Source organism: Frateuria sp. (genome assembly GCF_035943815.1).
In the GTDB taxonomy this organism is placed as follows: domain Bacteria; phylum Pseudomonadota; class Gammaproteobacteria; order Xanthomonadales; family Rhodanobacteraceae; genus Frateuria_A.
In genome coordinates, this window is record NZ_DASZBU010000009.1 from 113,525 (window position 1) to 137,105 (window position 23,581).

At 67.1% G+C, this 23,581-nt stretch carries 20 protein-coding genes; 11 read left to right on the top strand and 9 right to left on the bottom strand.

Annotation, left to right across the window (positions count from 1 at the left end; genetic code table 11):
- Positions 1-20: 20 nt before the first annotated feature.
- The 4 genes from mnmE to rpmH all read right to left on the bottom strand — a co-directional run bounded on the left by mnmE (position 21) and on the right by rpmH (position 3,696).
- Positions 21-1,370 carry a tRNA uridine-5-carboxymethylaminomethyl(34) synthesis GTPase MnmE gene (gene mnmE / locus VGU65_RS05495; protein WP_327473620.1) on the bottom strand — a complete coding sequence of 450 codons (1,350 nt, stop codon included), beginning with the start codon at positions 1,368-1,370 and terminating at the stop codon, positions 21-23.
- 46 nt (positions 1,371-1,416) lie between these two features.
- Complete coding sequence (gene yidC / locus VGU65_RS05500) at positions 1,417-3,105, bottom strand: membrane protein insertase YidC (protein WP_327473621.1); 1,689 nt, start codon at positions 3,103-3,105, stop codon at positions 1,417-1,419.
- A 61-nt stretch (positions 3,106-3,166) separates the two neighbouring features.
- Positions 3,167-3,547 carry a ribonuclease P protein component gene (rnpA, locus tag VGU65_RS05505; protein ID WP_327473622.1) on the bottom strand — a complete coding sequence of 127 codons (381 nt, stop codon included), beginning with the start codon at positions 3,545-3,547 and terminating at the stop codon, positions 3,167-3,169.
- Positions 3,548-3,561: 14 nt separating this feature from the next.
- Positions 3,562-3,696, bottom strand: a complete 135-nt coding sequence (rpmH, locus tag VGU65_RS05510; protein WP_007510029.1) for a 50S ribosomal protein L34 — start codon at positions 3,694-3,696, stop codon at positions 3,562-3,564.
- Positions 3,697-3,877: 181 nt separating this feature from the next.
- Between rpmH and dnaA the strand changes: the two genes are divergently transcribed.
- The 9 genes from dnaA to VGU65_RS05555 all read left to right on the top strand — a co-directional run bounded on the left by dnaA (position 3,878) and on the right by VGU65_RS05555 (position 14,284).
- On the top strand, positions 3,878-5,209 hold the full coding sequence (gene dnaA / locus VGU65_RS05515) for a chromosomal replication initiator protein DnaA (RefSeq protein ID WP_327473640.1): 1,332 nt from the start codon (positions 3,878-3,880) through the stop codon (positions 5,207-5,209).
- 228 nt (positions 5,210-5,437) lie between these two features.
- Positions 5,438-6,538, top strand: a complete 1,101-nt coding sequence (dnaN, locus tag VGU65_RS05520; protein ID WP_327473641.1) for a DNA polymerase III subunit beta — start codon at positions 5,438-5,440, stop codon at positions 6,536-6,538.
- 84 nt (positions 6,539-6,622) lie between these two features.
- The gene (gene recF / locus VGU65_RS05525; RefSeq protein ID WP_327473642.1) at positions 6,623-7,702 is read left to right on the top strand and encodes a DNA replication/repair protein RecF; all 1,080 of its coding nucleotides are present in this window, start codon (positions 6,623-6,625) and stop codon (positions 7,700-7,702) included.
- A 64-nt stretch (positions 7,703-7,766) separates the two neighbouring features.
- Positions 7,767-10,181, top strand: coding sequence for a DNA topoisomerase (ATP-hydrolyzing) subunit B (gene gyrB / locus VGU65_RS05530; RefSeq protein WP_327473644.1), 2,415 nt, complete (start codon positions 7,767-7,769; stop codon positions 10,179-10,181).
- Positions 10,182-10,473: 292 nt separating this feature from the next.
- Complete coding sequence (locus VGU65_RS05535) at positions 10,474-11,769, top strand: tetratricopeptide repeat protein (RefSeq protein WP_327473645.1); 1,296 nt, start codon at positions 10,474-10,476, stop codon at positions 11,767-11,769.
- 202 nt (positions 11,770-11,971) lie between these two features.
- Positions 11,972-12,631, top strand: a complete 660-nt coding sequence (locus VGU65_RS05540) for an energy transducer TonB (RefSeq protein ID WP_327473646.1) — start codon at positions 11,972-11,974, stop codon at positions 12,629-12,631.
- 54 nt (positions 12,632-12,685) lie between these two features.
- Positions 12,686-13,447 (top strand): MotA/TolQ/ExbB proton channel family protein, encoded by a 762-nt coding sequence (locus tag VGU65_RS05545; protein WP_327473761.1) that lies wholly within the window; start codon positions 12,686-12,688, stop codon positions 13,445-13,447.
- An 11-nt stretch (positions 13,448-13,458) separates the two neighbouring features.
- Positions 13,459-13,872, top strand: a complete 414-nt coding sequence (locus VGU65_RS05550; protein WP_327473648.1) for an ExbD/TolR family protein — start codon at positions 13,459-13,461, stop codon at positions 13,870-13,872.
- Between the two features lie 4 nt (positions 13,873-13,876).
- The gene (locus tag VGU65_RS05555; protein ID WP_327473649.1) at positions 13,877-14,284 is read left to right on the top strand and encodes an ExbD/TolR family protein; all 408 of its coding nucleotides are present in this window, start codon (positions 13,877-13,879) and stop codon (positions 14,282-14,284) included.
- Between the two features lie 152 nt (positions 14,285-14,436).
- Here VGU65_RS05555 and VGU65_RS05560 read toward each other — a convergent pair whose 3' ends face one another.
- From VGU65_RS05560 to acs, 3 genes are all read right to left on the bottom strand, one after another.
- Positions 14,437-15,180 carry a pyridoxine 5'-phosphate synthase gene (locus VGU65_RS05560; protein ID WP_327473650.1) on the bottom strand — a complete coding sequence of 248 codons (744 nt, stop codon included), beginning with the start codon at positions 15,178-15,180 and terminating at the stop codon, positions 14,437-14,439.
- 227 nt (positions 15,181-15,407) lie between these two features.
- Positions 15,408-16,043: a 4'-phosphopantetheinyl transferase family protein gene (locus tag VGU65_RS05565; RefSeq protein WP_327473651.1), complete on the bottom strand. Its 636-nt coding sequence runs from the start codon at positions 16,041-16,043 to the stop codon at positions 15,408-15,410.
- A gap of 132 nt (positions 16,044-16,175) precedes the next feature.
- Entirely contained in the window at positions 16,176-18,116 is a 1,941-nt protein-coding gene (gene acs, locus VGU65_RS05570) for an acetate--CoA ligase (RefSeq protein WP_327473652.1), read from the bottom strand.
- A 162-nt stretch (positions 18,117-18,278) separates the two neighbouring features.
- Between acs and VGU65_RS05575 the strand changes: the two genes are divergently transcribed.
- The gene (locus VGU65_RS05575; protein WP_327473653.1) at positions 18,279-19,373 is read left to right on the top strand and encodes a PA0069 family radical SAM protein; all 1,095 of its coding nucleotides are present in this window, start codon (positions 18,279-18,281) and stop codon (positions 19,371-19,373) included.
- A 33-nt stretch (positions 19,374-19,406) separates the two neighbouring features.
- Here VGU65_RS05575 and VGU65_RS05580 read toward each other — a convergent pair whose 3' ends face one another.
- Positions 19,407-21,092, bottom strand: a complete 1,686-nt coding sequence (locus VGU65_RS05580) for an ABC1 kinase family protein (protein ID WP_327473654.1) — start codon at positions 21,090-21,092, stop codon at positions 19,407-19,409.
- A 222-nt stretch (positions 21,093-21,314) separates the two neighbouring features.
- On the opposite strand from VGU65_RS05580, the gene VGU65_RS05585 reads away from it, so the two are divergent.
- Positions 21,315-21,494, top strand: a complete 180-nt coding sequence (locus VGU65_RS05585) for a hypothetical protein (protein WP_327473656.1) — start codon at positions 21,315-21,317, stop codon at positions 21,492-21,494.
- Positions 21,495-21,503: 9 nt separating this feature from the next.
- On the opposite strand, the gene VGU65_RS05590 is transcribed toward VGU65_RS05585, so the two are convergent.
- Positions 21,504-23,549 (bottom strand): LpqB family beta-propeller domain-containing protein, encoded by a 2,046-nt coding sequence (locus VGU65_RS05590; protein WP_327473658.1) that lies wholly within the window; start codon positions 23,547-23,549, stop codon positions 21,504-21,506.
- Positions 23,550-23,581 lie beyond the last annotated feature (32 nt).

Consider the following 23,581-nt stretch of genomic DNA (forward strand, 5'->3'; position numbering starts at 1 on the left):
CCCGCATCCGCGCGGCACGCTCACTTGCCGATGCAGAAGCTGCCGAAGATGGCCCCCAGCAGATCGTCGCTGGTGTAGCTGCCGGTGATCTGCCCCAGCGCGTGCTGGGCTTGGCGCAGGTCTTCTGCGGCCAGCTCGCCGGCGCGACTTGCAGCCAGGACGCGGGCTGCGTGATCCAGGTGCTCCTGCACGCTCTGCAGCGCCAGCACGTGGCGCCGGCGGGCGCTGAAGGCGCCTTCGCCGCTGCCCGCGCCGGCGCGTTGCTTCAGTTCCGTGCGAAGCGCTTCGAGGCCTTCGCCGGTGCGTGCCGAAGCCCACAGCCAGCGCAGGCCCTCGCGCGTGGCGGCGTGCGGCGCCACGGCGTCCAGGTCGATCTTGTTGACCAGCACCAGCCGCGCGACGGTATCGGGCAGGTCCGCCAGCAGGGCGAGGTCGGCCTCGGCGCCGGACGCATCGGTGACCAGCAGGGCGAGATCGGCGCCGGCCAGCTCGCCACGGGCGCGGCGCACGCCTTCGCGCTCGACCGTGTCTTGCGTTTCGCGCAGGCCGGCGGTGTCGACCAGTTCCAGCACAACGCCGTCCAGGCTGACGGTTTCGCGCAGCACGTCGCGTGTGGTGCCGGCAATCGGCGTCACGATGGCGCGGTCGCTCTGCGCCAGCGCATTGAGCAGGCTGGACTTCCCCACGTTGGGGCGGCCGACGATGGCCACCTTCAGGCCGTCGGTCAGGCGCACGCCGCGGCGGGCCTCGGCCAACAGTCCCGCGAGCTGCGTGCGCAGGGTTTCCAGCTGGCGGGCGATGGCCGGGTCGGCGAGGAAATCGATCTCCTCTTCCGGAAAGTCGATCGCCGCTTCCACGTGCACGCGCAGCGCGACCAGGGCCTCCTGCAGGGCGTGCACGCGCCGCGAGAAGGCGCCGTCGAGCGAACGCAGTGCGGCGCGCGCTCCGGCTTCGGAGCGGGCGGCGATCAGGTCGGCGACGGCCTCGGCCTGGGCCAGGTCCAGCTTGCCGTTGAGGAAGGCCCGCTCGGTGAACTCGCCCGGCCGCGCCAGCCGCGCACCCAGCGCGCAGACGCGGCGCAGCAACAGGTCCAGCAGCACGGCGCTGCCGTGGCCCTGCAGTTCGAGCACGTGCTCCCCCGTGTAGGAATGCGGTGCGGGGAAATGGAGCAGCAGCCCGCGATCGATCAGTTCGCCATCGCCGCCCCGAAACGCCGTCAGGTGCGCATGGCGCGGCGTCGGACGACGGCCGCCGAGCAGGAGCTGTGCGATGGCCGGCACCTGCGGGCCGGAGACGCGCACCACGCCCACGCCCGCCGGGCCGGGGGCGCTGGCGATCGCGGCGATGGTGTCGTTGTCGGCATCGGGCATGCGCAAAGCATAGCGGGCGCGCCAGGCGCGCCCGCGAACCGCCCGGTCAGGCCTTCGCCTTGGCGTCGCCCTGCTCGACCTGGTGGGTGATGTACCACTGCTGGGCCAGGCCGGTGATGCCGTTGACCACGTAGTACAGGCACAGGCCGGCAGGGAAGAAGGCGAACAGCACCGCGAAGACAAGCGGCATGAACTTCATCATCTTCGCCTGGGCCGGATCCATGCCGGTGGCCGGCATCAGGTATTGCTGGCCCAGCATCACCAGCGTGTAAAGCGCCGGCAGCACGAAGAACGGATCGGGCGCCGACAGGTCGTGGATCCAGCCGAAGAACGGCGCCTGGCGCAGCTCCACGCTTTCGCGCAGCACTTCGTACAGGCCGTAGAAGATCGGGATGGTGATCAGCACCGGGAAGCAGCCGGTCATCGGGTTGACCTTCTCCTTCTTGTACAGCTCCATCATCGCCATCTGCATCTTCTGCTTGTCGTCGCCGAAGCGCTCCTTGAGCGCGGCCACGCGCGGCTGCAGCTTGCGCATCTTGGCGCTGGAGCGGTACTGCGCGGCGGTGAGCTTCCAGGTCAGGCCCTTGATGATCAGCACCAGCAGGATGATGGCCACGCCCCAGTTGCCGCTGATCTTCTCCAGCCACGACAAGAGCGCATGCATCGGCTGCGCGATCACGGTGAACATGCCGTAGTTGGTCGCCAGCGACAGCCCGGGTGCGATGGTATCGAGGGTGCCGGTGAGCTTCGGCCCGATGTACAGGCGAGCCTCGCTGCTGGTGCTCTGGCCGGGGGCCACGCTGAGGGTCGGACCCACGGTGCGGATCAGGTAGGTGGGATGCTCGCCGCCGGCATTGACCACGTCGGTGCTGTAGCTGGAGGTCTGTGTCGCGGGCGGAATCCAGGCCGCAAAGAAATAGTGCTGCAGCATCGCCGCCCAGCCGCCGGCGAAGCTCTGGCGCAGCGGGTCCTTCTGGAACTTGTCGAAGGCGAGCGACTTGAAGTGGTCTTCGGGGCTGTACCAGCCGGCGCCGAAGAAGCTGGCGGCGGAAGGGTCGGTCATGTTCTGCAGCCAGCCGGTATGCGCGGGGCGCGGCGCGCGCTGCAGCTGCTCGTAGGCATTGCCCTGCCATGGCGCGGTGCCGGCGTTGTCGATGCGCTGGCTTAGGGCCACTTCGTAGCTGCCGCGCTTCAAGGTATAGCTCTTGGTGACCTTGATGCCGCCCTGCTGCCAGGTCAGCTCGGCCTTGAGTTCCGGCTCGCCGCTGGCCAGCTCGTAATGGGTCTGCGCCGACTGGAACAGCGCGCGATGGTCAGGCGCCGGGCTGCCCGCGCTGACCAGGCCGCTCTGCGCGACGAAATAGTCGGCTGCCGCATCGTCCAGCAGGCGCACCGGCGGCGGATTGGGGTGCTTCTTGGTGACCGGTTCGGCCGGATAGGCCAGCAGTTCCGCGCGCACCACGCTGCCGCCGCGCGTGTCGATGGTCAGGCGCAGCACATCGTTGCTGACCGTGACCAGTTGCCCCGCCGCGGTAGCCGGCGCGCCGCTGGCGATCGCCGGCGTAGCGGCCGACGGCGCGCCCGGCACGGTGTTGTCCGCCGGCAGGCTCGTGCTGCTGGCCGCCATTGGGGCGATGGCAGCGGGCGCCGGCGTGTAGTCCTTCTCCCAAGCCATCCACAGCAGGTAGGCCACGGCCATCAAGGCAAACAGAAGAAACGTGCGCGTCTGGTTCATCGCGGAACAATTCCGGTGGCGCCGCGGATGCAAGCCGCGGAGGGACAGGGCAAAGGGGAGGTCAACACGCGATTGTGCCGGTGCCTTCGGTGGGCTTCAACGGCGGCAGCTTGCGCCAGAGCGCGTCGATCTCGGCCAGGAGCTCGTGGCCGGGCACGCCGGCGGCAGCCTCGCGCGCCATCACCACCACGTCCACCGGCGGCAGTTGCGCGCGGGCACGCCGGAACGACTCGCGCAACAGGCGCTTGATCCGGTTGCGCTCGACCGCGCGCTTGGACACGCGCTTGGAAATGGCCAGGCCCAGCCGGGCGTGGGCCAGCCCGTTGGGACGATAGCGCACAGAAAAACAGCGGCCGCCGAGGCGGCCGCTGGCATGACGCAAGGCGGCGAAGTCGCCGGCGCGGCGGATCCGCGCATCGCGCGGCAGGCCGGCGGCGGGCATGACGCTCGCGCCGCTTACGGGATCAGGCGCTTGCGACCCTTGGCGCGACGGGCGTTGAGCACCTTACGGCCATCGGCGGTCGCCATACGGGCACGGAAGCCGTGGGTGCGGGCGCGCTTGAGCTTGCTCGGCTGGAAGGTCCGCTTCATGGCTGTAGCTCCAGAAGAAAGTCGATAAAAAGGTTGGAAATTATGGGGCTTGCGCGCGCTGGCTGTCAAACTGCCGTTGATGCGGCCTGTGGACATCGCTGGGGATATGCTGGGGGTTGGCTGCTAGACTTGCCGGTCCACCCTGCGCGCAAGCGCCCTTTCGTCGGTCAAGAACTATCCCATGAGTGATCTGTGGCGGCGCTGCCTTGAGCGCCTGGAAAGCGAGCTGAGCGCCGAGGAGCTGCACACCTGGCTGATGCCGCTGCAGGCGCGCGAGGAAGCGGCCGGGGTGCAGTTGTTCGCGCCCAACCCGTACACGCTGGACACCGTCCGCGAACGCTACCTGCCACGGATCGAGACCGTACTCGCCCAACTGGCCGGACGCTCGTGCGTGGTGCGCCTGGACGTGGGCTCGAGTGCGCCCCGTGCCGCCGCAAGGCCGGCTGCGAGCAAGGCGGCCGCCGCCGCGGAGCCCGCGGTTGCGCCATCCTTCGTGCACAACCTCGACCCGCACTACACCTTCGAGACCTTCGTCGAGGGCAAGTCCAACCAGCTGGGCAAGGCGGCCGCCATGCAGGTGGCGATGAACCCGGGCCGCGCCTACAACCCGCTGCTGCTCTACGGTGGCACCGGCTTGGGAAAAACCCACCTGATGCACGCGGCCGGCAACCTGATGCGCGAGCGCAACTCGAGCTGCAAGGTGCTGTACCTGCGCTCGGAGCAGTTCGTCGGCGCCATGATCGAGGCGTTGCGCACGAAGAACATGGATCAGTTCAAGCAGCGCTTCCGCTCGGTCGACGCGCTGCTGATCGACGACATCCAGTTTTTCGCCGGCAAGGACACCACGCAGGAGGAGTTCTTCCACACCTTCAACGCGCTGTTCGAGTCCAAGCAGCAGATCATCCTGACCTGCGACCGCTATCCCAAGGAAGTGGACAAGCTTGAGCCGCGGCTGAAATCGCGACTGGGCTGGGGCCTGTCGGTAGCAATCGAGCCGCCGGATTTCGAGACGCGCGCGGCAATTCTTCTGTCCAAGGCACACGACAAGGGCGTGGCGGTGAGCGAGAACGTGGCGATGCTGCTGGCCAAGCGCATCCGCTCCAACGTGCGCGACCTGGAAGGGGCGTTGAACACCCTCGCCGCCCGCGCGAACTTCTACGGCAAGCCGATCACCACCGACTTCGCCGAGGAAACCCTGCGCGACCTGCTGGCCACCCACGCGCAGGCCGTGACTGTGCCCAACATCCAGAAGATCACCGCCGAATACTTCAACGTGCGCCTGCAGGACCTCCTGTCCAAGCGGCGCGTGCGTTCGCTGGCAAGGCCGCGCCAGATCGCGATGGCCTTGTCGAAGGAGCTGACCGAACACAGCCTGCCGGAGATCGGCGAAGCGTTTGGCGGGCGCGACCACACCACGGTGCTGCATGCCTGCCGCACGATCCGCAAGTTGTGCGAAACCGACGCGCGCATGCGGCAGGACTGGGAGCAGCTGATCCGCGTGCTGACGGGGTAAACCGCTTGAAAAGGGGTGGCCGAAGCTGTGGATAATAGGTGGATGTTTCGGGGCGCGGATTTATCCACAATCCACACACAGCGAGCGGGCCCGGTTAAGCACATCGACAGGCCTATGCAAGTTATTGATTTTTTGGTGGAATTCGGAAAATCATGGTTATCCACCGCACCTACAACAACTACTAGCCTTCTTTAAAAAAACAGAGCAACAGCCAGGGGAAGCCCACACATGCAATTCAGCATCCAACGAGAAGCTTTGCTCAAGCCGCTGCAGCAGGTCGTGGGCGTGGTCGAGCGGCGACAGACCTTGCCGGTGCTCGCCAACCTGCTGGTCAGGGTGGCTGGAGGTCGGGTTTCGCTGACCGGCACCGACCTCGAGGTGGAAATGATCGCTGCTGCCCCCGTGGACCAGGCTGGCGATGGCGAGATCACCATTCCCGCGCGCAAGCTCTTCGACATCGTGCGCGCGCTTCCCGATGGCGTACGTATCGACCTCAAGCTCAACGGCGACCGTGTGGCGATGACCGCGGGCCGTAGCCGCTTCACGCTTGCGACGCTGCCCGCCAGCGAATTTCCGACCATCGACGAGATAGAGCTGGTCGAGCGCGTGAGCCTGCCGGAGGAGGTATTGCGTGATCTGATGGAGCGTACGGCCTTCGCCATGGCCAACCAGGACGTGCGCTATTACCTCAACGGCATGCTGCTGGATCTGCAGGAACACACGCTGCGGTGCGTGGCCACCGATGGCCACCGGTTGGCGCTCAAGGAAACCAAGCTTGAAAGCAAGGTTGCCGCGCGCCGCCAGATCATCATTCCGCGCAAGGGTGTCAATGAGCTGGTCGGCCTGTTCGAGACCGGGGACGGCCAAGTGGAACTGGAATTCGGCCGCAATCATTTGCGCGTGCGTCGTGGCGAGGTGGTGTTCACCTCCAAGCTGATCGATGGCCGTTTCCCCGATTACGAGGCAGTGATCCCGCTGGGCGCAGACAAGCGCGCCACGCTGGATCGCGAAGTGCTGCGCGGGGCGTTGCAACGCGCGGCGATCCTTTCCAACGAGAAGTATCGCGGCGTGAAGCTCGAGCTTTCGCCAGGCAAGCTGCGCATCGTGGCGCACAATCCGGAACAGGAAGAGGCGGTCGAGGAAGTCGAGGCCGACACGGTCGTGTCCGACCTGGCTGTGGGTTTCAACGTGGGTTATCTGCTCGACGCGCTGTCGGCGTTGAAGGGCGAACGCGCGCGCCTTAACCTGCGCGACGCACAGTCGAGCTGCCTGGTGCAGGAAGACGACAACGACCAGTCGCGCCACGTCATCATGCCGCTGCGCCTCTGACGTGAGACAAGCAGGGCCTAGGGTCGCCCCGCAACGCCGGAGCCGTCAGCAGACGCTCCGGCGTTGTTCGTTGTGGGGTGGCCAATGAAGTTCGAGCGCCTGCGGATCCAGGGGCTGCGCTGCCTCACCGACGTGACCGTGACTCTGGGTGAGGGCATCCACGTATTCGTGGGCTCGAACGGCGCAGGCAAGACCAGTGTGCTGGAAGCCGCCTATTTGCTCTCGCACGGACGCTCGTTCCGGAGCGGGGCACGCGAAGCGCTGATGCAGCGGGGTCAAGCCGGCTTATCCGTGTTCGCCGAAGTCCAGGACGAGAGCGGCGGTTACCGCCGGTTGGGACTGGGGCGGTCCGGTACGCGCTGGGACGCGCGCCTGGACGGCATCGACGTGCCGCTCGGTCAATTGGTGCAGGCTTGCGCGGTGGTCTGCTTCGAACCTGGCTCGCACGCCTTGATCGCGGGCGCCGCCGAGGAACGGCGGCGTTTTCTTGATTGGGGTGTGTTCCACGTGGAACACACCTTCCTGGCCGTGTGGCGGCGGTATCAACGCGCTTTGAAGCAGCGCAACGCCTTGCTGCGCATGGGAGAGGCCGGCACCAACGAGCTTTATGAACCCTGGGAACGGGAGTTGGGCGACGCGGGAGCAATCATCGACAATTACCGGCGCAGCTATCTCGACCGACTGCTTCCCGTGCTGGCCGAAGGCGCCAGCTACCTACTTCCCGAGCTGGGGCCGCTTAGCCTGCGCTACCGCCGAGGCTGGGCCGATGATGCTTCGCTGTCCGGTGTGCTGGCCGAGCAGCGGGGGAGGGATCTGGCCCGAACCCATACCACGGCGGGTCCTCATCGGGCCGATTGGTCGCTCTCGTTCGAACAAGCGCCCCTGCGTGAACATCTGTCGCGGGGGCAGGAGAAGTTGGCCGCACTCGCCTGTCTCCTGGCACAGGCGCAACTGTACGCGAATTGCCGGGGCGACTGGCCGGTGGTTTGCCTTGATGATCTGGCGTCCGAGCTGGATCTGGCCCATCAGTCAGCGCTGGTCGATCGCCTGGCCTCGGTGGATGCACAGGTCTTGATCACCGGGACGGAGTGCCCGCTCCCCTTACAGTCACGCCCCCACCGGGTGTTCCACGTGGAACAGGGAAAAATCCGCCCTCTGCTATAATCACGCGATGGCTTTTCCGCGCCGGCGACCGCCGGAGCGCGGGCGGCGCCGCAACGGGCATGGCATGAACGCATCCTACGATTCGAGCAACATCAAGGTTTTGAAGGGCCTGGAAGCGGTGCGCAAGCGCCCGGGCATGTACATCGGCGACACGGATGACGGCACCGGCCTGCACCACATGGTGTTCGAGGTGGTCGACAATGCGATCGACGAAGCCCTGGCCGGTTACTGCGACCATGTGACGGTCACCATCCTCGACGACGGTTCGGTCAGCGTGAGCGACAACGGCCGCGGCATCCCGGTCGACATCCATCCGGAAGAAGGGCGTTCCACCGCCGAGGTGGTGATGACCGTGCTGCACGCCGGCGGCAAGTTCGACGCCAATTCGTACAAGGTGTCCGGTGGCCTGCACGGCGTAGGCGTATCGGTGGTGAACGCGCTGTCGTCCCACCTCTGGTTGACCATCTGTCGGGATGGCAAGGAATACCAGCAGGAATACTCCCTGGGCGAGCCGCTGTATCCGCTGAAGGAAGTAGGCATTTCCAGCCGGCGCGGCACCACCGTGCGCTTCCTGCCCAGCCCGGAAACCTTCACCAATATAGAGTTCCACTACGACATCCTGGCCAAGCGCCTGCGTGAGCTGGCGTTCCTCAACTCCGGCGTCACCATCGACCTGGTCGACGAGCGCGGCGAGGGGCGCCACGACACCTATGCCTATGAGGGTGGCATCCGCTCCTTCGTGCAGCACCTGGCGCAACTCAAGACTGCGCTGCATCCCAATGTGATCAGCCTGTCGGCCGAGCAGGACGGCATCACGGTGGAACTGGCGATGCAGTGGACCGACTCGTACAACGAGACGATGTTCTGCTTCACCAACAATATCCCCCAACGCGACGGTGGCACTCATCTGACCGGCTTCCGTGCGGCGCTGACCCGTTCGCTGCAGAACTACATCGAGAAGGAAGGCCTGGCCAAGAACGCCAAGGTCGCGCTGTCCGGCGACGACATGCGCGAAGGCCTGATCGCCGTACTGTCGGTGAAGGTGCCCGATCCCAAGTTCTCTTCCCAGACCAAGGACAAGCTGGTTTCCTCCGAGGTCAAGACAGCGGTGGAGCAGGCGGTCAACGAAAAGTTGGGCGAGTTCCTGTTGGAGCACCCCAATGAGGCCAAGGCGATCGCCTCCAAGGTGGTCGATGCCGCCCGCGCCCGCGAGGCTGCGCGCAAAGCGCGTGAGATGACCCGTCGCAAGGGTGCGCTGGACATCGCTGGGCTGCCCGGCAAGCTTGCCGATTGCCAGGAGAAGGACCCGGCGCTGTGCGAACTGTTCCTGGTCGAGGGTGATTCGGCTGGCGGCTCGGCCAAGCAGGGGCGCAACCGCAAAACGCAGGCCGTGCTTCCGCTGAAGGGCAAGATCCTCAACGTGGAAAAGGCGCGCTTCGACAAGATGCTGTCTTCGGCGGAGGTCGGCACGCTGATCACTGCATTGGGTACCGGCATCGGCAAGGAGGATTACAACCCCGACAAGCTGCGCTACCACCACATCATCATCATGACCGACGCGGACGTGGACGGTTCGCACATCCGCACGCTGCTGCTGACTTTCTTCTACCGCCAGATGCCCGAACTGATCGAGCGGGGCCACGTCTATATCGGATTGCCGCCGCTGTACAAGCTCAAGCAGGGCAAGCAGGAGCTGTATCTGAAGGACGACGCGGCCCTGAACGCCTATCTGATCTCCAGCGCCGTGGACAACGCCGAGCTGGTCACCGACCCCCATGCGCCGCCGGTTGCCGGCCAGGCGCTGGAGAAGTTGCTACGCGATTACCAGGTGGCGCTGGACCAGATCGAACGGCTGGGCCATCGCTTCGACACCAGCGTGCTAACCGCCCTGCTGGAACATCCACCGCTCACGCCGCAGATGTGGAGCGACGCCGCGGCCATGGAGGCATGGCTGGACGGCGTGGCGCAGCGCCTGGCCGCCAGCGGTCTGGGCAAGCCGCGCTACCGGCTGGCGCTGCGTCCCGCTGGTGAAACGCAACCGGCGGCGATCGAAGTGGTACGCGAGCAGCACGGCCTCAGCCATACGCTGCTGTTGCCGCAACCGTTCTTCGCGGGCGCCGAATTCAGACCGATCCTGCAGGCGAGCCAGCAACTGGCCGGGCTGGTCCAGCCGGGCGCGGTGGTCCGTCGCGGCAATGCATCGCGGGGTATCGGCAACTTCGCCGAAGCGCGTAGCTGGTTGCTGGAAGAAGCCAAGAAGGGCCGCAGCATCCAGCGCTTCAAGGGCCTCGGCGAAATGAACCCCGAGCAGCTGTGGGAAACCACGGTCAACCCGGAAACCCGCCGCATGCTGCAGGTGGGAATTGAGGACGCCTTCGCCGCCGACCAGATGTTCTCGATGCTGATGGGCGAAGCCGTCGAGCCGCGCCGCGACTTCATTGAAGCCAACGCGCTCAAGGTCGCCAACCTGGATATCTGATCGCGCAGGTCGCCGCCGTGGCCGGCGGCGACCCACGCCTTTGCCCGAGCACATCCGGGGCCGCCACGCGCGAACGAACCATCGCTTGCCTGCGGGCCCTCTCGGGAACCTGCATTGGCAGTCGTGACGCCGCTTTGCCAAAAAATTTTCACCGGGCGCGGCAATCTGCCTGCAACCCATTGATTTAGATGAACCTTCCATGCGGCAGTGCAACTTGTTATCGCCTGCCTGCTCGGGTTACGCTCAGCGATCCCCCGCACGATTTGTGCGAAAAACCTTACAGAGGACTGCCATGAAGCATGCTCCCCTTCTCAAGCTGTTGGGCGGCGCGGCGCTCGCGTTCGCCCTTGTGAGCAGTCCCGCCATCGCCCGCGATCATGGCGACCAGTCCAGCAAGGACAAGAAAGAGGCGCTCTATCCGAACGCCACCCGCAAGGAACCCAAGCTCGACCTCAGCAGCTCGAGCGAGCAGAAGAAGCTCAACGACGGCCTGGATGCGGTCAACGCCGGCGACAAGGACAAGGCCATGCAGCTGCTGCAGCCGATCGCCGACAGCAGCAGCAGCAAGTACGCCCAGTCGCTGGCGCTGCAGGGTATCGCCAACATCAAGTACAACGAAAACGACGTCAAAGGTGCGATCGATGCGCTGAAGCGATCGCTGGACATCGGCGTGCTGCCGAACGACACCTACTTCCAGCTCGAGTACGAACTGGCCCAGTTCTACCTTGCCGCCGAGCAGTACCAGCAGTCCATCGACACGGTCGAGAAGTGGCGCAACGAAGGCAAGAAGGAAACCGCCGAGTCCTACGCGCTGGAAGGCAACGCTTACTACCGCATGGAGAAGTACCCACAGGCGATCGCCGCGATCAAGAAGGCGCAGTCGCTTACCGACAAGCCGCAGGAATCGTGGAATCAGATCCTGATGGCCAGTTACGCGGAGTCTGGCCAGAGCGACCAGGCCGCGCAGCTCGCCCAGCAGCAGCTGGCCGCCAACCCCAATGACACCACGGCGCTCAACAACGCCGTGGCCGTGCTGATGCAGGCGCAGAAATATCCCCAGGCCATCGAGCTGATGGAGAAGTCGCGCGCCGCCGGCGGCTTCAAGGACGAAAAGAGCTACGTGAACCTGGCCAAGCTCTACCTGATCACCGGCCAGAACAGCGAAGATCCCAAGCCGAACGCGACCAAGGCGGTCGGCGTGCTTGAGGACGGCATCTCCAAGGGCGTGGTCACGTCCAGCTACGACAACCTCAAGCTGTTGGGCGACGCGTCCTACATCGCCGGCAATGAAAGCAAGGCCATCGAGAGCTACAAGAAGGCCATGCCGATGGGCAAGGACGGCGAGGCCGCCATCCGCGCCGGCCAGCTGCTGCTCTCCCAGCAGAAGTACGGCGAGGCCAAGACGCTGATCAAGCAGGGCATCGACAAGGGCGTGCAGCACAAGGGCACGGCGTACATGCTGCTGGCCGAAGCCGAGCGCGGTCTGAAGAACAAGCCCGGTGCCATCGCTGCCATGAAGATGGCGGCACAGGACCCGGAAACCTCGGCCAAGGCCAAGGCCTGGCTGAAGCAGGCAGGAACCAAGTAGGCCGGCCTGGCGCGCGCCCGCGAGGTCGGACGGACGTCCATCTGCCGGCCTCACGGGTGCTATACAAACGCCATGGCCTGTTGTACCGTTGAGAACCCTTTCCCGCGCATGTCCAGTGGCAAATGTCACCCTATCGGGCGAGATTTGCCGATCGACGCTGCGACCACGTCATTCCGATTGACTAGCTCCAGTAAAGTGACAGATGGCCTCGAGTAACGAAGAAACCGGCGCCAAGCCGTTCAGTTGGAGGCGCACCTGGGCGTTGGCTGTCGCCATCGCGCTGCACTCGTTCGCGTTCCTGCTGCTGATCGCGCCTCCGGCGCCACCCAAGCAGGCGGAAGCCAAGAAAGAGCGCATCGTCCAGGTGAACTTCATCGAGCCGCCGCCGCCGCCGCCGCCGCCGCCGCCGCCGCCGCCGGAACCGCCGAAGCAGCCGCCGCCGAAGATCATCCAGCAGGTGACGCCGCCGCCGACTCCGCCGCCGCCGGCGCCGCCGCCGGCCGTGGAAGAGCAGTCGACCAATGCGATTCCGGCGCCGCCGCCGGCACCGCCTGCGCCGCCTGCACCGCCGTCGGACATCACGGCCAGCCAGGATCTGAGCTACAACAACCAGATCAAGCCGAAGTACCCGCCCCAGGCCATGCGTCAGCGGCACGAGGGTACGGTTACCCTGCTGGTGCTGGTTGCCGTCGACGGCAGTGTCAAGGACGTCAAGGTCGAGACTTCCAGCGGCTATCGCGAACTTGATCGCGCGGCGATGGACGCTGTCCGCAGGTGGCGTTTCAATGCGGAGGTCAAGAACGGCCAGAAGGTCGAGGGCTACGCCCGCGTGCCCGTCAACTTCTCTCTCAACCAGCTGTAACCCTCATTACAGTCCACCAGTTCACGCCTGACATCTCTAAAAGGTAGCGTCATGATGTTCCTACAAACTGCACCGGCCCAGGGCGGCACCTCCAACGCCGAAGCCATGAAGCACATGGGCTTCGGGGACCTGATCCACAACTTCGACCCGCTGGGCTGGATCGTCTTCATCACCCTCGTGGTGATGTCGTTCGCCTCCTGGTACTTCATCATCGCCAACGCCATCCGCAACGCGATGGTCCGTTCCCGCGCCGAGAAGGTGATCCAGGGTTTCTGGGGCACCACCTCGACCCAGGAAGCGATCCGCGAGCTGGAAGCCCAGCCCAAGGGCGAACCCTTCTCGAAGATCGCGCTGGATGCCGCCTCCGCGGTGGCCCACCACCAGCAGGCCACGGCGGCCGGCGGCGGCCGCCTGGCCGAGTCGCTGAGCCGCTCGGAGTTCATCGACCGCGCCCTGCGCCAGGCCGTGGCCCGCGAGAGCCTGCGCCTGGAAGGCGGCATGACCTTGCTTGCGACCGTGGGTTCCTCCGCGCCGTTCATCGGTCTGCTCGGTACCGTGTGGGGCATCTACCACGCGCTGATCAAGATCTCCGCTTCCGGCAACGCCTCGATGGAAGCGGTCGCCGGCCCGGTGGGTGAGGCGCTGATCATGACCGCGTTCGGTCTGTTCACCGCGATCCCGGCCGTGCTCGCGTACAACTTCTTCAACCGTTCGAACCGCATGACCTATGCGCAGTTCGACGAGTTTGCGCACGACCTGCACGACTTCTTCGCCACCGGTTCGCGTGTCGAAGGCGTGGCGCCGACCCAGAAGTGAGGGCTTGAGCCATGGCGATGAGTACCGGAGGCAATTCCGGCGGCCCGATGTCGGAGATCAACGTCACGCCGCTGGTCGACGTGATGCTGGTGCTGCTGATCATCTTCATGATTACGGCACCCCTGATGTCGCACCGGATCACCGTGCCGTTGCCCAATGCCAACCCCAAGACGCCTGACAGCGGATACGTCGAGCCGATGGACGTGGCGTTGAAGCAGGACGGCAGCATGTACCTCAACGATGCCGAGGTGACCGAGGCGGAGTTGAAGGCACAGTTTGCGGTGGCGGCGTCCAAGACGCCGCAGCCGGAAATCCAGCTTCGCGCCGACAAGGACACCGAATACCGGTATGTCCGCAAGATCCTCGGCGACGCGAAGGCGGCAGGCATGGTCCATGTCGGTTTCATGACGACCGGCAAGGAGTAAGACGATGGCTTTCAGTTCCGGAAACACCAGCGGCCCGATGGCCGACATCAACGTCACGCCGCTGGTCGACGTGATGCTGGTGCTCTTGATCATCTTCATGATCACGGCGCCGATGCTCACCCACAAGGTGAAGGTCGACCTGCCGCAGCCGAACCCCAACATCGTCCAGCCTGAAAACCCGCTGGAACCGATCCGGTTGAAGATCGACCGTACCGGCGCGCTGTACTGGAACGATACCCCGGTGGACGAGCTGGGCCTGAAGGCCCAGATCGCGGTGATCGCCCAGCAGACCAACCAGCCGGAGCTGCAGATCAACGCGGACGACGGCGTGGCCTACGAGGCGGTCGCGCGCGTGCTGGCCGACGCCAAGAGCTACGGCTTGACCAAGATCGGCTTTACCGAGGGACAGTGATCCTCAGGCGGATCGCTTGACACTACCGGCAAACCCCCGCGCAAGCGGGGGTTTTGCTTTGTGGGCCCGAACGATTCGTGGGAAACGGAGAAGCGGCTCCGACACCAGGCACACGGGCCGCGTGACATCGGGCCCAACTTCCTGGCCAATGCTCAGCGCAGGATCTGCAGGTAGCGCCGCACCGTAGGCGCCAGCCCGTCATAGAGCGCCTCACCGATCAACGCGTGGCCGATCGACACTTCCGCCAGCCCAGGTATGGCCGCCTTGAAGCCGCCAAGGTTGGCCTGGTTGAGGTCGTGGCCCGCGTTCACTGCCAGACCGGCCTGCTGCGCCCGCCTCGCCGTGTCGGCGCAGGCGGCCAGCGCGGCGCGCGCGTCCCCCTCGGCAAAGGCCTCGGCGTAAGGGCCGGTATAGATCTCGATGCGTTCCGCGCCGATCGCCACCGCCGGCGCGAAATCCTGCGTGCCGGCATCGACGAACAGGCTCACGCGGCAGCCGAGCGCGCGCAGCTCGGCCACCAGTGGACGCAGCCGCTCGCAGTCCGCGGCCAGGTCGAAACCGTGGTCGGAGGTGATCTGGCCGTCGCTGTCGGGCACCAGGGTGACCTGGCTCGGGCGCGTTTCGCGGGCGAGCGCGACCAGCCCGGGGTAGGCGCCACGCGCTGGCGCGAACGGGTTGCCTTCGATGTTGTACTCGACCCGGCCCCGCAGCATTGCTGCCAATGCGCGCACGTCGTCCGGACGCACGTGGCGCAGGTCCGGCCGCGGATGCACGGTGATGCCGCCGCAGCCGGCCTCGATGCAGGTCTGCGCCGCGCGCAGGATGTCCGGCTCGCTGCCGCCGCGCGAGTTGCGCAGCACGGCGATCTTGTTGAGGTTGACGCTGAGCAGGGTCATGGGCCGCAGTCCTCGACGAACGCCACGCAGTGGGCCGCAAACAATGCGACGAATGTGCCGCGCGGGCAAGCACGCGGGCCGACGCGCCGTCGCCGGGTGCATCCGGAACGGACGCGTCCGCTGTCGGCCACGAACGCAAAGCTGCCTCGCCAGGGCTGCCGGCCGTGGCGCTGCCAGGGTGCAGTGGGCGGCGGCTCGTGATTCGAATGCGACCAATAATGCAGGCTTCAGCCCTGGGCCAGCGACCACACACGCACCTGCCGCGCCTCGCCCCGCCAGGCAAGCGTTGCCACGCAATCCTCCCCGGCCCGCAGTGCATGCAACTGCCATCGGGCCGCATCGTCGCCCTCGAGGGCTCGCAGCCGCGGCACCTGGCCCTCGCATTCGATGTCCAGCCTATGCAGGCCGAACGCCAGGCCGCGGCCCAGCGCCTTGAGTACCGCTTCCTTGGCGGTCCACAAACGCAGGAAGGCCGCTTCGCGCTCACCTGGCGCGAGTCGGGCAAGCGCCGCGACCTCGGCAGGAGTGAAGTAGCGCTGAGCCAGCGCCCACGCGCGCGGCCGCGGTCGCAACCGCTCGACGTCAACGCCGGGCGCCATTCCGCGCGCCAGCGCCACGAGCGCCAGGGAGCCGCTGTGCGACCAGTTGAAGTCGAGCGCAGAGGCTTCGGCCAGCCCAGGTCGGCCGTATTCGCCATTGACCAGATGCACCGACCCGGCATCACGGCCGAGGTAGGCGCCGAGCAGCGCGAGCAGCGGTGCGCGCCCCTCCGACGGCGTATACGGCAGCCGCCAGACGTGCACTTCGTCATCGCGCAGATGCTCTGCTGCTTTCGCCAAGGACGTCCCACCGACCAGGTTCATCGATGCATGGTGCCGGGCCGGCGCCGTCCGGCACAAGCCGGCACCGCGCAGCAGGAGGGATTCCGCTGGGCCGCGCTGAACGCGTGTCCGCCGGTCACCCCGGCATGCGGCCTTGCCGTCGTGCCCGGGCGGTCACCTGATCAGCCGCTCGTCGACCAGGTTCTTGACCACCGAAGGGTCGGCCAGCGTGGAGATGTCGCCCAACTGATCGGGCTGGTTCTCGCCGATCTTGCGCAGGATGCGGCGCATGATCTTGCCCGAGCGCGTCTTGGGCAGGCTGGGCGCCCACTGCAGGAAGTCGGGCGTGGCGATCGGGCCGATTTCCTTGCGCACCCAGGCGATGAGCTCCTTGCGCAGCTCGTCGGTGCCGCTTTCGCCGGCGACCAGGGTGACGTAGGCGTAGATGCCCTGGCCCTTGATCTCGTGCGGGCAGCCGACCACCGCCGCCTCGGCCACCTTCGGGTGGGCCACCAGCGCGCTTTCGACTTCGGCGGTACCGATCCGATGGCCGGAGACATTGATCACGTCGTCCACGCGCCCGGTGATCCAGTAGTAGCCATCCTCGTCGCGCCGCGCGCCGTCGCCGGTGAAGTAGTTCCCCGGGTAGGCGCTGAAGTAGGTCTCGATGAAGCGCTGGTGGTCGCCGTAGACCGTGCGCATCTGTCCGGGCCAGGAGTCGGTCAGCAGCAGGTTGCCCTCGGCCGCGCCCTGCTGCACCTCGCCGATGGCATCGACGATCACCGGCTTGATGCCGAAAAAGGGCAGCGTGGCCGACCCTGGCTTGGCGTCGATCGCGCCGGGCAGCGGTGAAATGAGGATGCCGCCGGTCTCGGTCTGCCACCAGGTGTCGACCACCGGGCAGCGCTCCTCGCCGACCACGCGCCAGTACCACTCCCATGCCTCCGGGTTGATCGGCTCGCCGACCGTACCGAGCAGACGCAGCGACTGGCGCGAGGTCTTCTTCACCGGGGCCTCGCCCTCGCGCATCAGCGCGCGGATCGCGGTCGGCGCGGTGTAGAACAGCGTCACCCGGTGCTTGTCGATCACCTGCCAGAAGCGGCTGTGGTCAGGGTAGTTCGGTACGCCGTCGAACATCACCGTGGTCGCGCCGTTGGCCAGTGGGCCGTACACCACGTAGCTGTGGCCGGTGACCCAGCCGACGTCGGCGGTGCACCAGTACACGTCCTCCTCGCGCAGGTCGAACACGCACTCGTGGGTGTAGCTGACGAAGACCAGGTAGCCGCCCGAGGTGTGCAGCACGCCCTTGGGCTTGCCGGTGGAACCGGAGGTGTAGAGGATGAACAGCGGGTGCTCGGCGTCCAGCGGCTCAGGCATGCAGTCGGCGCTCTGGCCGTCCATCAGCACGTGCCAGTAGCGGTCGCGCGGGGACTGCATCGGCACCGCCGCACCGGTGCGGCGAACGACCACCACGGTCTCCACGCTGTTGGTGCCGGGCCGCTCAAGCGCCGCGTCCACGTTGGCCTTGAGTGGGATGTGCCTGCCGCCGCGCCGGCCCTCGTCGGCGGTGACCACCAGTTTGCATTGCGAATCGGCGATGCGTCCGGCCAGCGAATCGGGCGAGAAGCCGCCGAACACCACCGAGTGGATCGCGCCGATGCGCGCGCAGGCGAGCATAGCCACCGCCGCCTCCGGGATCATCGGCAGGTAGATCGCCACCCGGTCGCCCTTGGCCACGCCCAGGTGCTTGAGCGTATTGGCGAACTTGCACACCTCGGCGTGCAGCTCGCGGTAGCTGATGCGGCGTGATTCGCCGGGATCGTCGCCTTCGAAGATGATCGCGGTCTTGTCGCCGCGTTCGGCCAGGTGGCGATCCAGGCAGTTGGCCGCGACGTTGAGCTGGCCGTCGTCGTACCAGCGGATGTGCAGGTCCTTCGGATCGAAGGAGACGTCCTTGATGCGCGTGGGCGCACGGATCCAGTCCAGCCGTTGGGCGACCTTGCCCCAGAAGCCCTCCGGGTCGCGTACCGAGTCGGCGTACATGCGTGTATAGGCGTCCTTGTCGATGCGCGCCTTGGCGGCAAACGCGGGGTCGACCGGATGGAGCGTGGACATGGAAGGGGCTCTCCTGCGGCTGCGTGGACGGGACCGGGCTGGCCGGCATCGGTTCGAGTGTAGCCCTGCTCGTGCGGGTTGCGCGCCCCGTCCGGGCCCGGTGGGAGCAGGGCCGGTGGCCCAGCCGCAAACGGTGAGACGCCCACGGGCTACGCTTGCGGCATGCAGCCGACCGATCCCACCGCGCCCTACGCCCGCAAGGGCCGCGGCGCCGCCTCCAATCCGGAGGGACGCTTCGAGGTCACCCGCCACCAGGCCGAGGACGACGGCTGGCAGAGCCTGCTGCTGGACGAGAACATCCCGCGCCCGCGCACGGAAGTGACCGAGGAACGCGCGCGCAGCGTGATCAGCCGCAACGACTCGCCCGATATCGGCTTCGACCAGGCGATCAATCCCTATCGCGGGTGTGAGCATGGATGCATCTATTGCTACGCACGGCCCTCGCACGGCTACCTCAACCTCTCGCCGGGACTCGACTTCGAGACGCGCCTGCGCGCCAAGACCAATCTGGCCGAAGTGCTGCGCGCGGAACTCTCCAAACGTGGCTATGTGCCCAGCCCGATCAACATCGGCAGCAACACCGATCCCTACCAACCGGTGGAGAAGCGCTGGCGGCTGACCCGCGCGGCGCTGGAACTGCTGGCCGATTGCCACCATCCGTGCACTATCGTCACCAAGAACGCTCTGGTCGAACGCGACATGGACCTGCTTGCGGCGATGGCACGCGAGGATCTGGTGCAGGTGTTCATCTCGGTCAACGCACTGGACAACCACTTGGCCGCCAAGCTCGAACCGCGCGCAAGCGCGCCTCACCGGCGCATTCGGACGATTCGCGCGCTCAGTGACGCGGGCATCCCGGTAGGCGTGCTGGTCGCGCCGATCATCCCCGCGCTCAACGATGCGGACATGGAAGCGGTGCTCGAGCAGGCCCATGCCGCCGGCGCACGCTGCGCCGGCTACACCGTGGTGCGTTTGCCCTACGAGCTGAAGACGCTGTTCCGCGAATGGCTGGCGCTGCACGCGCCGCAGCGGGCGAACCACGTGATGAGCCTGGTCCAGCAGATGAACGGCGGGCGCGACTACGACAGCGACTTCCGCACGCGCATGCGCGGGCAGGGCGTGTTCGCGCAGCTGCTCAGGCGGCGCTTCGAGGTGGCCTGCCGCAAGCATGGTTTCGGGCGGGCGCGCGACCTCAAGCTCGATGCCTCGAGCTTCGTGCCACCGCGCGAGGCATCGCCGCAAGGGGTGCTGTTCTAGGCATGGCGGCCCCGTGCTTTCGCCTCCCCAGCGTCAATCCGGTGGCCGGTTTGCCGCCCGCTCCACCTTGCCGTCGCGCCGCAGCGCACTGAGGATCAGGCCCAAGCCCAGCGCCACGGCCGCGATGATGAACAGCATCGAGAGGATCGGCAGGCCGAACAGCGTCGGGCCACTGGTCATGCGTGAGGTCAGCGCCGACCCGATCACCAGCGCGGCGACGATAACCCCGGTGCTGATGCGGTTGGCAATCTTCTGCAGGCTTTCCATCATGTGCGACTCTTCCAGCCCGTCCACGCGCACGCGCAGGCGGTTCTGCGCCAGCGTTCGCAGGATCGATGCCACGTGCTGCGGCGTGTGCCGGGCCAGCTCCTGCACGTCCAGCCACTCGCTGGCGAGGTTGGCCGGCGAGAGCGTGCCCAGGGCCTGCCGCCGAAGCACCTGCTGCAGGTGCTGCTCGACCACGCGGCGGGTGTCGATGGTCGGGTCGAGCGCACTGGTGACCGCCTCGAGGTTGAGCAGGGTCTTGCCCAGGATGGAGAGCTCGGCCGGCGGCCGCAGCCCGCAGGACGCACCCACGCGCGCCAGCTCAAGCACCAGCCGTCCCTCGGAGAATTGCCGGCTGGAGTTGTGCAGCCCCACGTAGCTCGCCACCAGCTGTTCGACCTGGCGCGTGTACAGGCTGTGGCGAAAGTCCTCCAGGGCGGTGCCCATGGTCTCGCTGATCTCGCCGACCTGGTCGCCGTTGCCGGAGATCGCGCCAAGCATCAGCTTGAGGAGCCGGTGGCGCGTGCGTGGCACCAGCCGCACCACCATCCCGAGGTCGAACAGCGCGAGGCGATGGTCCTCCATCAGCAGCACGTTGCCCGGGTGCGGGTCGGCGTGCACCAGGCCATGCACGAACACCTGATCGAGATAGGCGCGCAGCAGCTCGCGTGCCTGCTCGCGCAAGGGATGCTCGATGCGCCGCAGCGGCGGGATGTGCGTGACCTTGATGCCGCGCACGCGCTGCATGGTCAGCACACGGGTGGTAGTGAGGTCGGCCAGCGGCAGCGGCACGTAGAGACGGTCGTAGCCGCGCAGGTTCTCGGCGAAGCGGCGCAGGTTCTCCGCCTCCAGCTCGAAGTTGAGCTCGCTGGCCAGGCTGTGGCGCAGCTCGCTGACCAGCCCGACGAAGCCGTAGCGGCGGCCGACGTCGGTCATGCGGTCGGCCGCGCCGGCGAGCTTTTCCAGGATCGCCAGGTCCTCGCGCAGGGTCTGGGCGATGTGCGGGCGCTGCACCTTGAGCACCACCTCGCGCCCCCCATGCAGCTTGGCCGAGTGCACCTGCGCGACCGAGCCGGCGGCCAGCGGCTCGTCGTCGAAGCTTGCAAACAGCGTACCGATGCGTGCGCCCAGCTCCGCCTCGATGATCTCGCGCACCCGCGCCACCGGCACCGGCGCTACGTCGTCCTGCATGCGCTCGAGCGCCGCGATGTAGGGTGCCGGCACCATGTCCGGCCGGGTCGACAGGGCCTGGCCGACCTTGATGAAGGTAGGGCCGAGCGCCTCCAGCTCGTCGACGAACTGCTCGGGTTGGCCTGGTTTGACCGCCTCGGTCTCGTCGGCCAGGGCTGCCTCCTGGATGTCCAGATCCAGCCCGCTGAACAACCCCGCCTTGCGGTAGCGCAGCAGGAACGCACCGATCCGGGCGTAGCGGGACAGACGGGTGGCTTCGTTCACGCCTCGGGGCTCCAACGCTTTCCCACAGCGTGGATCGGCCGGCGGCAACAGCGCGTCAACGGGCCCCGGCAGTTCGCCTGCTCGCTGCGCCCGTCGGCGCGAGGCAGCATCCGCGGGCGCGTGGCGCACAGACGCGAAGGTACGCCCTTCCGGATCGTTCACGCGCCGCTGATCGGCCAGTCGGTTTGCTTTGCCTCCGCGACGTCATGCACGGAGGCCGCCATGTCCTCGTTCTCGCTCTACCTGATCGGCGTCATCGTGCTGATCGGTGGCCTGGCCTACGTGGCCTGGCTGGTGCACGTACCGCTGCAGTGGATCGGCGCCGGCGTGATCGTGGTGTTCGGGCTGGGCATCCTGGGCGCGGTGAAGCACACGCAGCGGCGGGATCCGCCGCCGCGCTAGCGAACCGCTTCAGCCGGCCGGCAGGTACTTCCCGAACCACTCGAGCGCGCGCTGGAGCACATCACGCTGGTGCGCCGGGTCGACGAAGTGGTGGCCCTCGTTCGGATAGACCACCAGCGAGGTCGGCACACCCTGGGCGCGCAGCGCGTGCCAGAATTCGAACGACTGCGGCGCGGGGCATTCGGCGTCGCGGTCGCCGACCACCACCAGCGTGGGCGTCTTCACCCGCTTGATGAAGTCGATCGCCGAGCTCTTGGCGTACACCGCCGGGTCGTCGTAAACCGAGGAGCCGAAATACGGGATCATCCACTGGTCGATCAGGTTTTCGCCGTAGTAGCTCTGCCAGTTGGCGATGCCGGCGCCGGCCACCACCGCATGGAAGCGCTGGGTCTGGGTGGGCACGAACATGCTCATGAAGCCGCCGTAGCTCCAGCCGGTCAATCCCAGGCGCTCATCGTCGACCGGCAGCTTCTTCTCGATCGCATCGATGCCGGCGAGGATGTCGGACAGATCGCCGTGGCCGAAGTCCTTGCGGTTGGCCTGCACGTAAGCCTCGCCCTGGCCGAAGCTGCCGCGCGGGTTGGGCATGAAGACGAAGTAGCCCAGCGTGGAGAACGGCACGCTGCCGTAGCCCACGCCCGGCCAGCGCGGGATCACCGCCGCGGCCGGACCGCCGTGAACGCTGACGATCATCGGGTAGCGTTTGGCCGGATCGTAGCCGGCCGGATACAGCAGCCAGCCCTGCGCGTGGCGGCCGTCATGGTCCCATTCGACCGATTCGGCCTTGCCCCAGCTCGGGCGGAGCGCGGCGTTGATCGTGGTGACCGCCGCGGGTGCGCCTTGGGCGAGCGCTCCGGCGTGCACTTCGGGTGCCGCCGCGTAGGAGCTCTGCGTGAAGGCGGCCTGCTTGTGGTCGGCCGAGAGCGACACCGCCATCGAGGCGCTGCCGTCGCCGATGCTCGCCGGCAGGGTGAAGTGCACGCGCTGCTGCGTGGCACGCATGGCGTCGACCGCGTAGTCGGCCAGCTGGCTCTGGCCGTTGCTGACCTGGCTCACCAGCAGCGTGCGCGGCGAAGTCCAGGCGAACCAGGCCGGCGTGACGTGGATGCCGGGTGTCAGGTCCACCGGCGCGCCGCCCGCGGCCGCTACAGCGTAGAGATCGCCGCCGGTCGAGCCCTGGTCGCTCATCAGGCCGCCGATGAAGGCCAGCCGGCTGCCGTCCGGCGACCAGCGCGGCAGCGCGATCTGCAGTCCGTGCAGCGGGCCGGCGACCTTGCCCGGGTCCACCAGCACGCGCGGCGCGGCGCCGGCGCGCGCGTCCTGCGCGTATAGCCTGGCGATCCACCAGTTGTTGTCGCCCGGAGCGGGCGCGGCGACGTAGGCGAAACGGCGCGCGTCGGGCGACCAGCTGAACTCGTAGACGTACTGGCCGACGGGCGTCGCCAGGGTGGGCGCCCCGCCGGTGGCCGGGACGGTGGCGATGCGCTGGATCTCCAGGCCTCCTTCCACGCCCACTTCGCCGGCGGCCAGCTTGGCGGCGGCGACCGCGCTGGCGCGGCGAGTGGCGCCTTCCACGTAGAGGAAGGCCAGCGCGCGGCCGTCGGACGACCAGCTCAGCGCGTGGGCGTAGCCGTCGAGGTCGGCCAGCCGCCGCGGTGCGGTCGTCGCACCGACGTCAGCCGTATAAACGTCCATATCGCCGGGCTTGCCGCCGCAGTCGGAGAGAAAGGCCAGCCGGCGCGAGTCCGGCGACCAGGCGATCTCCTCCTGCCGGCAGCTGCCGGGTTTGCTCAGCATCGTCAGCGGATGCGCATCGGTGCCATCGGCGCGCGCGATCTCGATGGTCGGCTTGCCCTCGCCGCGCACCACCCAGGCCAGCCGCTGGCCATCCGGCGAAAGCTGCACCTGGTCGATGGCGCGCACCTTGCCCAGCTGGTCGAGCAACTGGCTGATGCGCGGGTCGACCCGGGGAGATGCGGCCATGGCCTGCGGGGCCAGCGCGAGTGGAGCAAGGGCCAGGGTGAGCAGCGGCAACAGGCGGGGGCAGGCGTGCATGGAAGAGCCTCGTGCAAGGGGACAGCCACGCT

Bases quoted from the DNA above. Each gene is read 5' to 3' on its own strand.
- mnmE (WP_327473620.1), bottom strand. From the start codon at position 1,370: ATGCCCGATGCCGACAACGACACCATCGCCGCGATCGCCAGCGCCCCC.
- yidC (WP_327473621.1), bottom strand. From the start codon at position 3,105: ATGAACCAGACGCGCACGTTTCTTCTGTTTGCCTTGATGGCCGTGGCC.
- rnpA (WP_327473622.1), bottom strand. From the start codon at position 3,547: ATGCCCGCCGCCGGCCTGCCGCGCGATGCGCGGATCCGCCGCGCCGGC.
- rpmH (WP_007510029.1), bottom strand. From the start codon at position 3,696: ATGAAGCGGACCTTCCAGCCGAGCAAGCTCAAGCGCGCCCGCACCCAC.
- dnaA (WP_327473640.1), top strand. From the start codon at position 3,878: ATGAGTGATCTGTGGCGGCGCTGCCTTGAGCGCCTGGAAAGCGAGCTG.
- dnaN (WP_327473641.1), top strand. From the start codon at position 5,438: ATGCAATTCAGCATCCAACGAGAAGCTTTGCTCAAGCCGCTGCAGCAG.
- recF (WP_327473642.1), top strand. From the start codon at position 6,623: ATGAAGTTCGAGCGCCTGCGGATCCAGGGGCTGCGCTGCCTCACCGAC.
- gyrB (WP_327473644.1), top strand. From the start codon at position 7,767: ATGAACGCATCCTACGATTCGAGCAACATCAAGGTTTTGAAGGGCCTG.
- VGU65_RS05535 (WP_327473645.1), top strand. From the start codon at position 10,474: ATGAAGCATGCTCCCCTTCTCAAGCTGTTGGGCGGCGCGGCGCTCGCG.
- VGU65_RS05540 (WP_327473646.1), top strand. From the start codon at position 11,972: ATGGCCTCGAGTAACGAAGAAACCGGCGCCAAGCCGTTCAGTTGGAGG.
- VGU65_RS05545 (WP_327473761.1), top strand. From the start codon at position 12,686: ATGTTCCTACAAACTGCACCGGCCCAGGGCGGCACCTCCAACGCCGAA.
- VGU65_RS05550 (WP_327473648.1), top strand. From the start codon at position 13,459: ATGGCGATGAGTACCGGAGGCAATTCCGGCGGCCCGATGTCGGAGATC.
- VGU65_RS05555 (WP_327473649.1), top strand. From the start codon at position 13,877: ATGGCTTTCAGTTCCGGAAACACCAGCGGCCCGATGGCCGACATCAAC.
- VGU65_RS05560 (WP_327473650.1), bottom strand. From the start codon at position 15,180: ATGACCCTGCTCAGCGTCAACCTCAACAAGATCGCCGTGCTGCGCAAC.
- VGU65_RS05565 (WP_327473651.1), bottom strand. From the start codon at position 16,043: ATGAACCTGGTCGGTGGGACGTCCTTGGCGAAAGCAGCAGAGCATCTG.
- acs (WP_327473652.1), bottom strand. From the start codon at position 18,116: ATGTCCACGCTCCATCCGGTCGACCCCGCGTTTGCCGCCAAGGCGCGC.
- VGU65_RS05575 (WP_327473653.1), top strand. From the start codon at position 18,279: ATGCAGCCGACCGATCCCACCGCGCCCTACGCCCGCAAGGGCCGCGGC.
- VGU65_RS05585 (WP_327473656.1), top strand. From the start codon at position 21,315: ATGTCCTCGTTCTCGCTCTACCTGATCGGCGTCATCGTGCTGATCGGT.
- VGU65_RS05590 (WP_327473658.1), bottom strand. From the start codon at position 23,549: ATGCACGCCTGCCCCCGCCTGTTGCCGCTGCTCACCCTGGCCCTTGCT.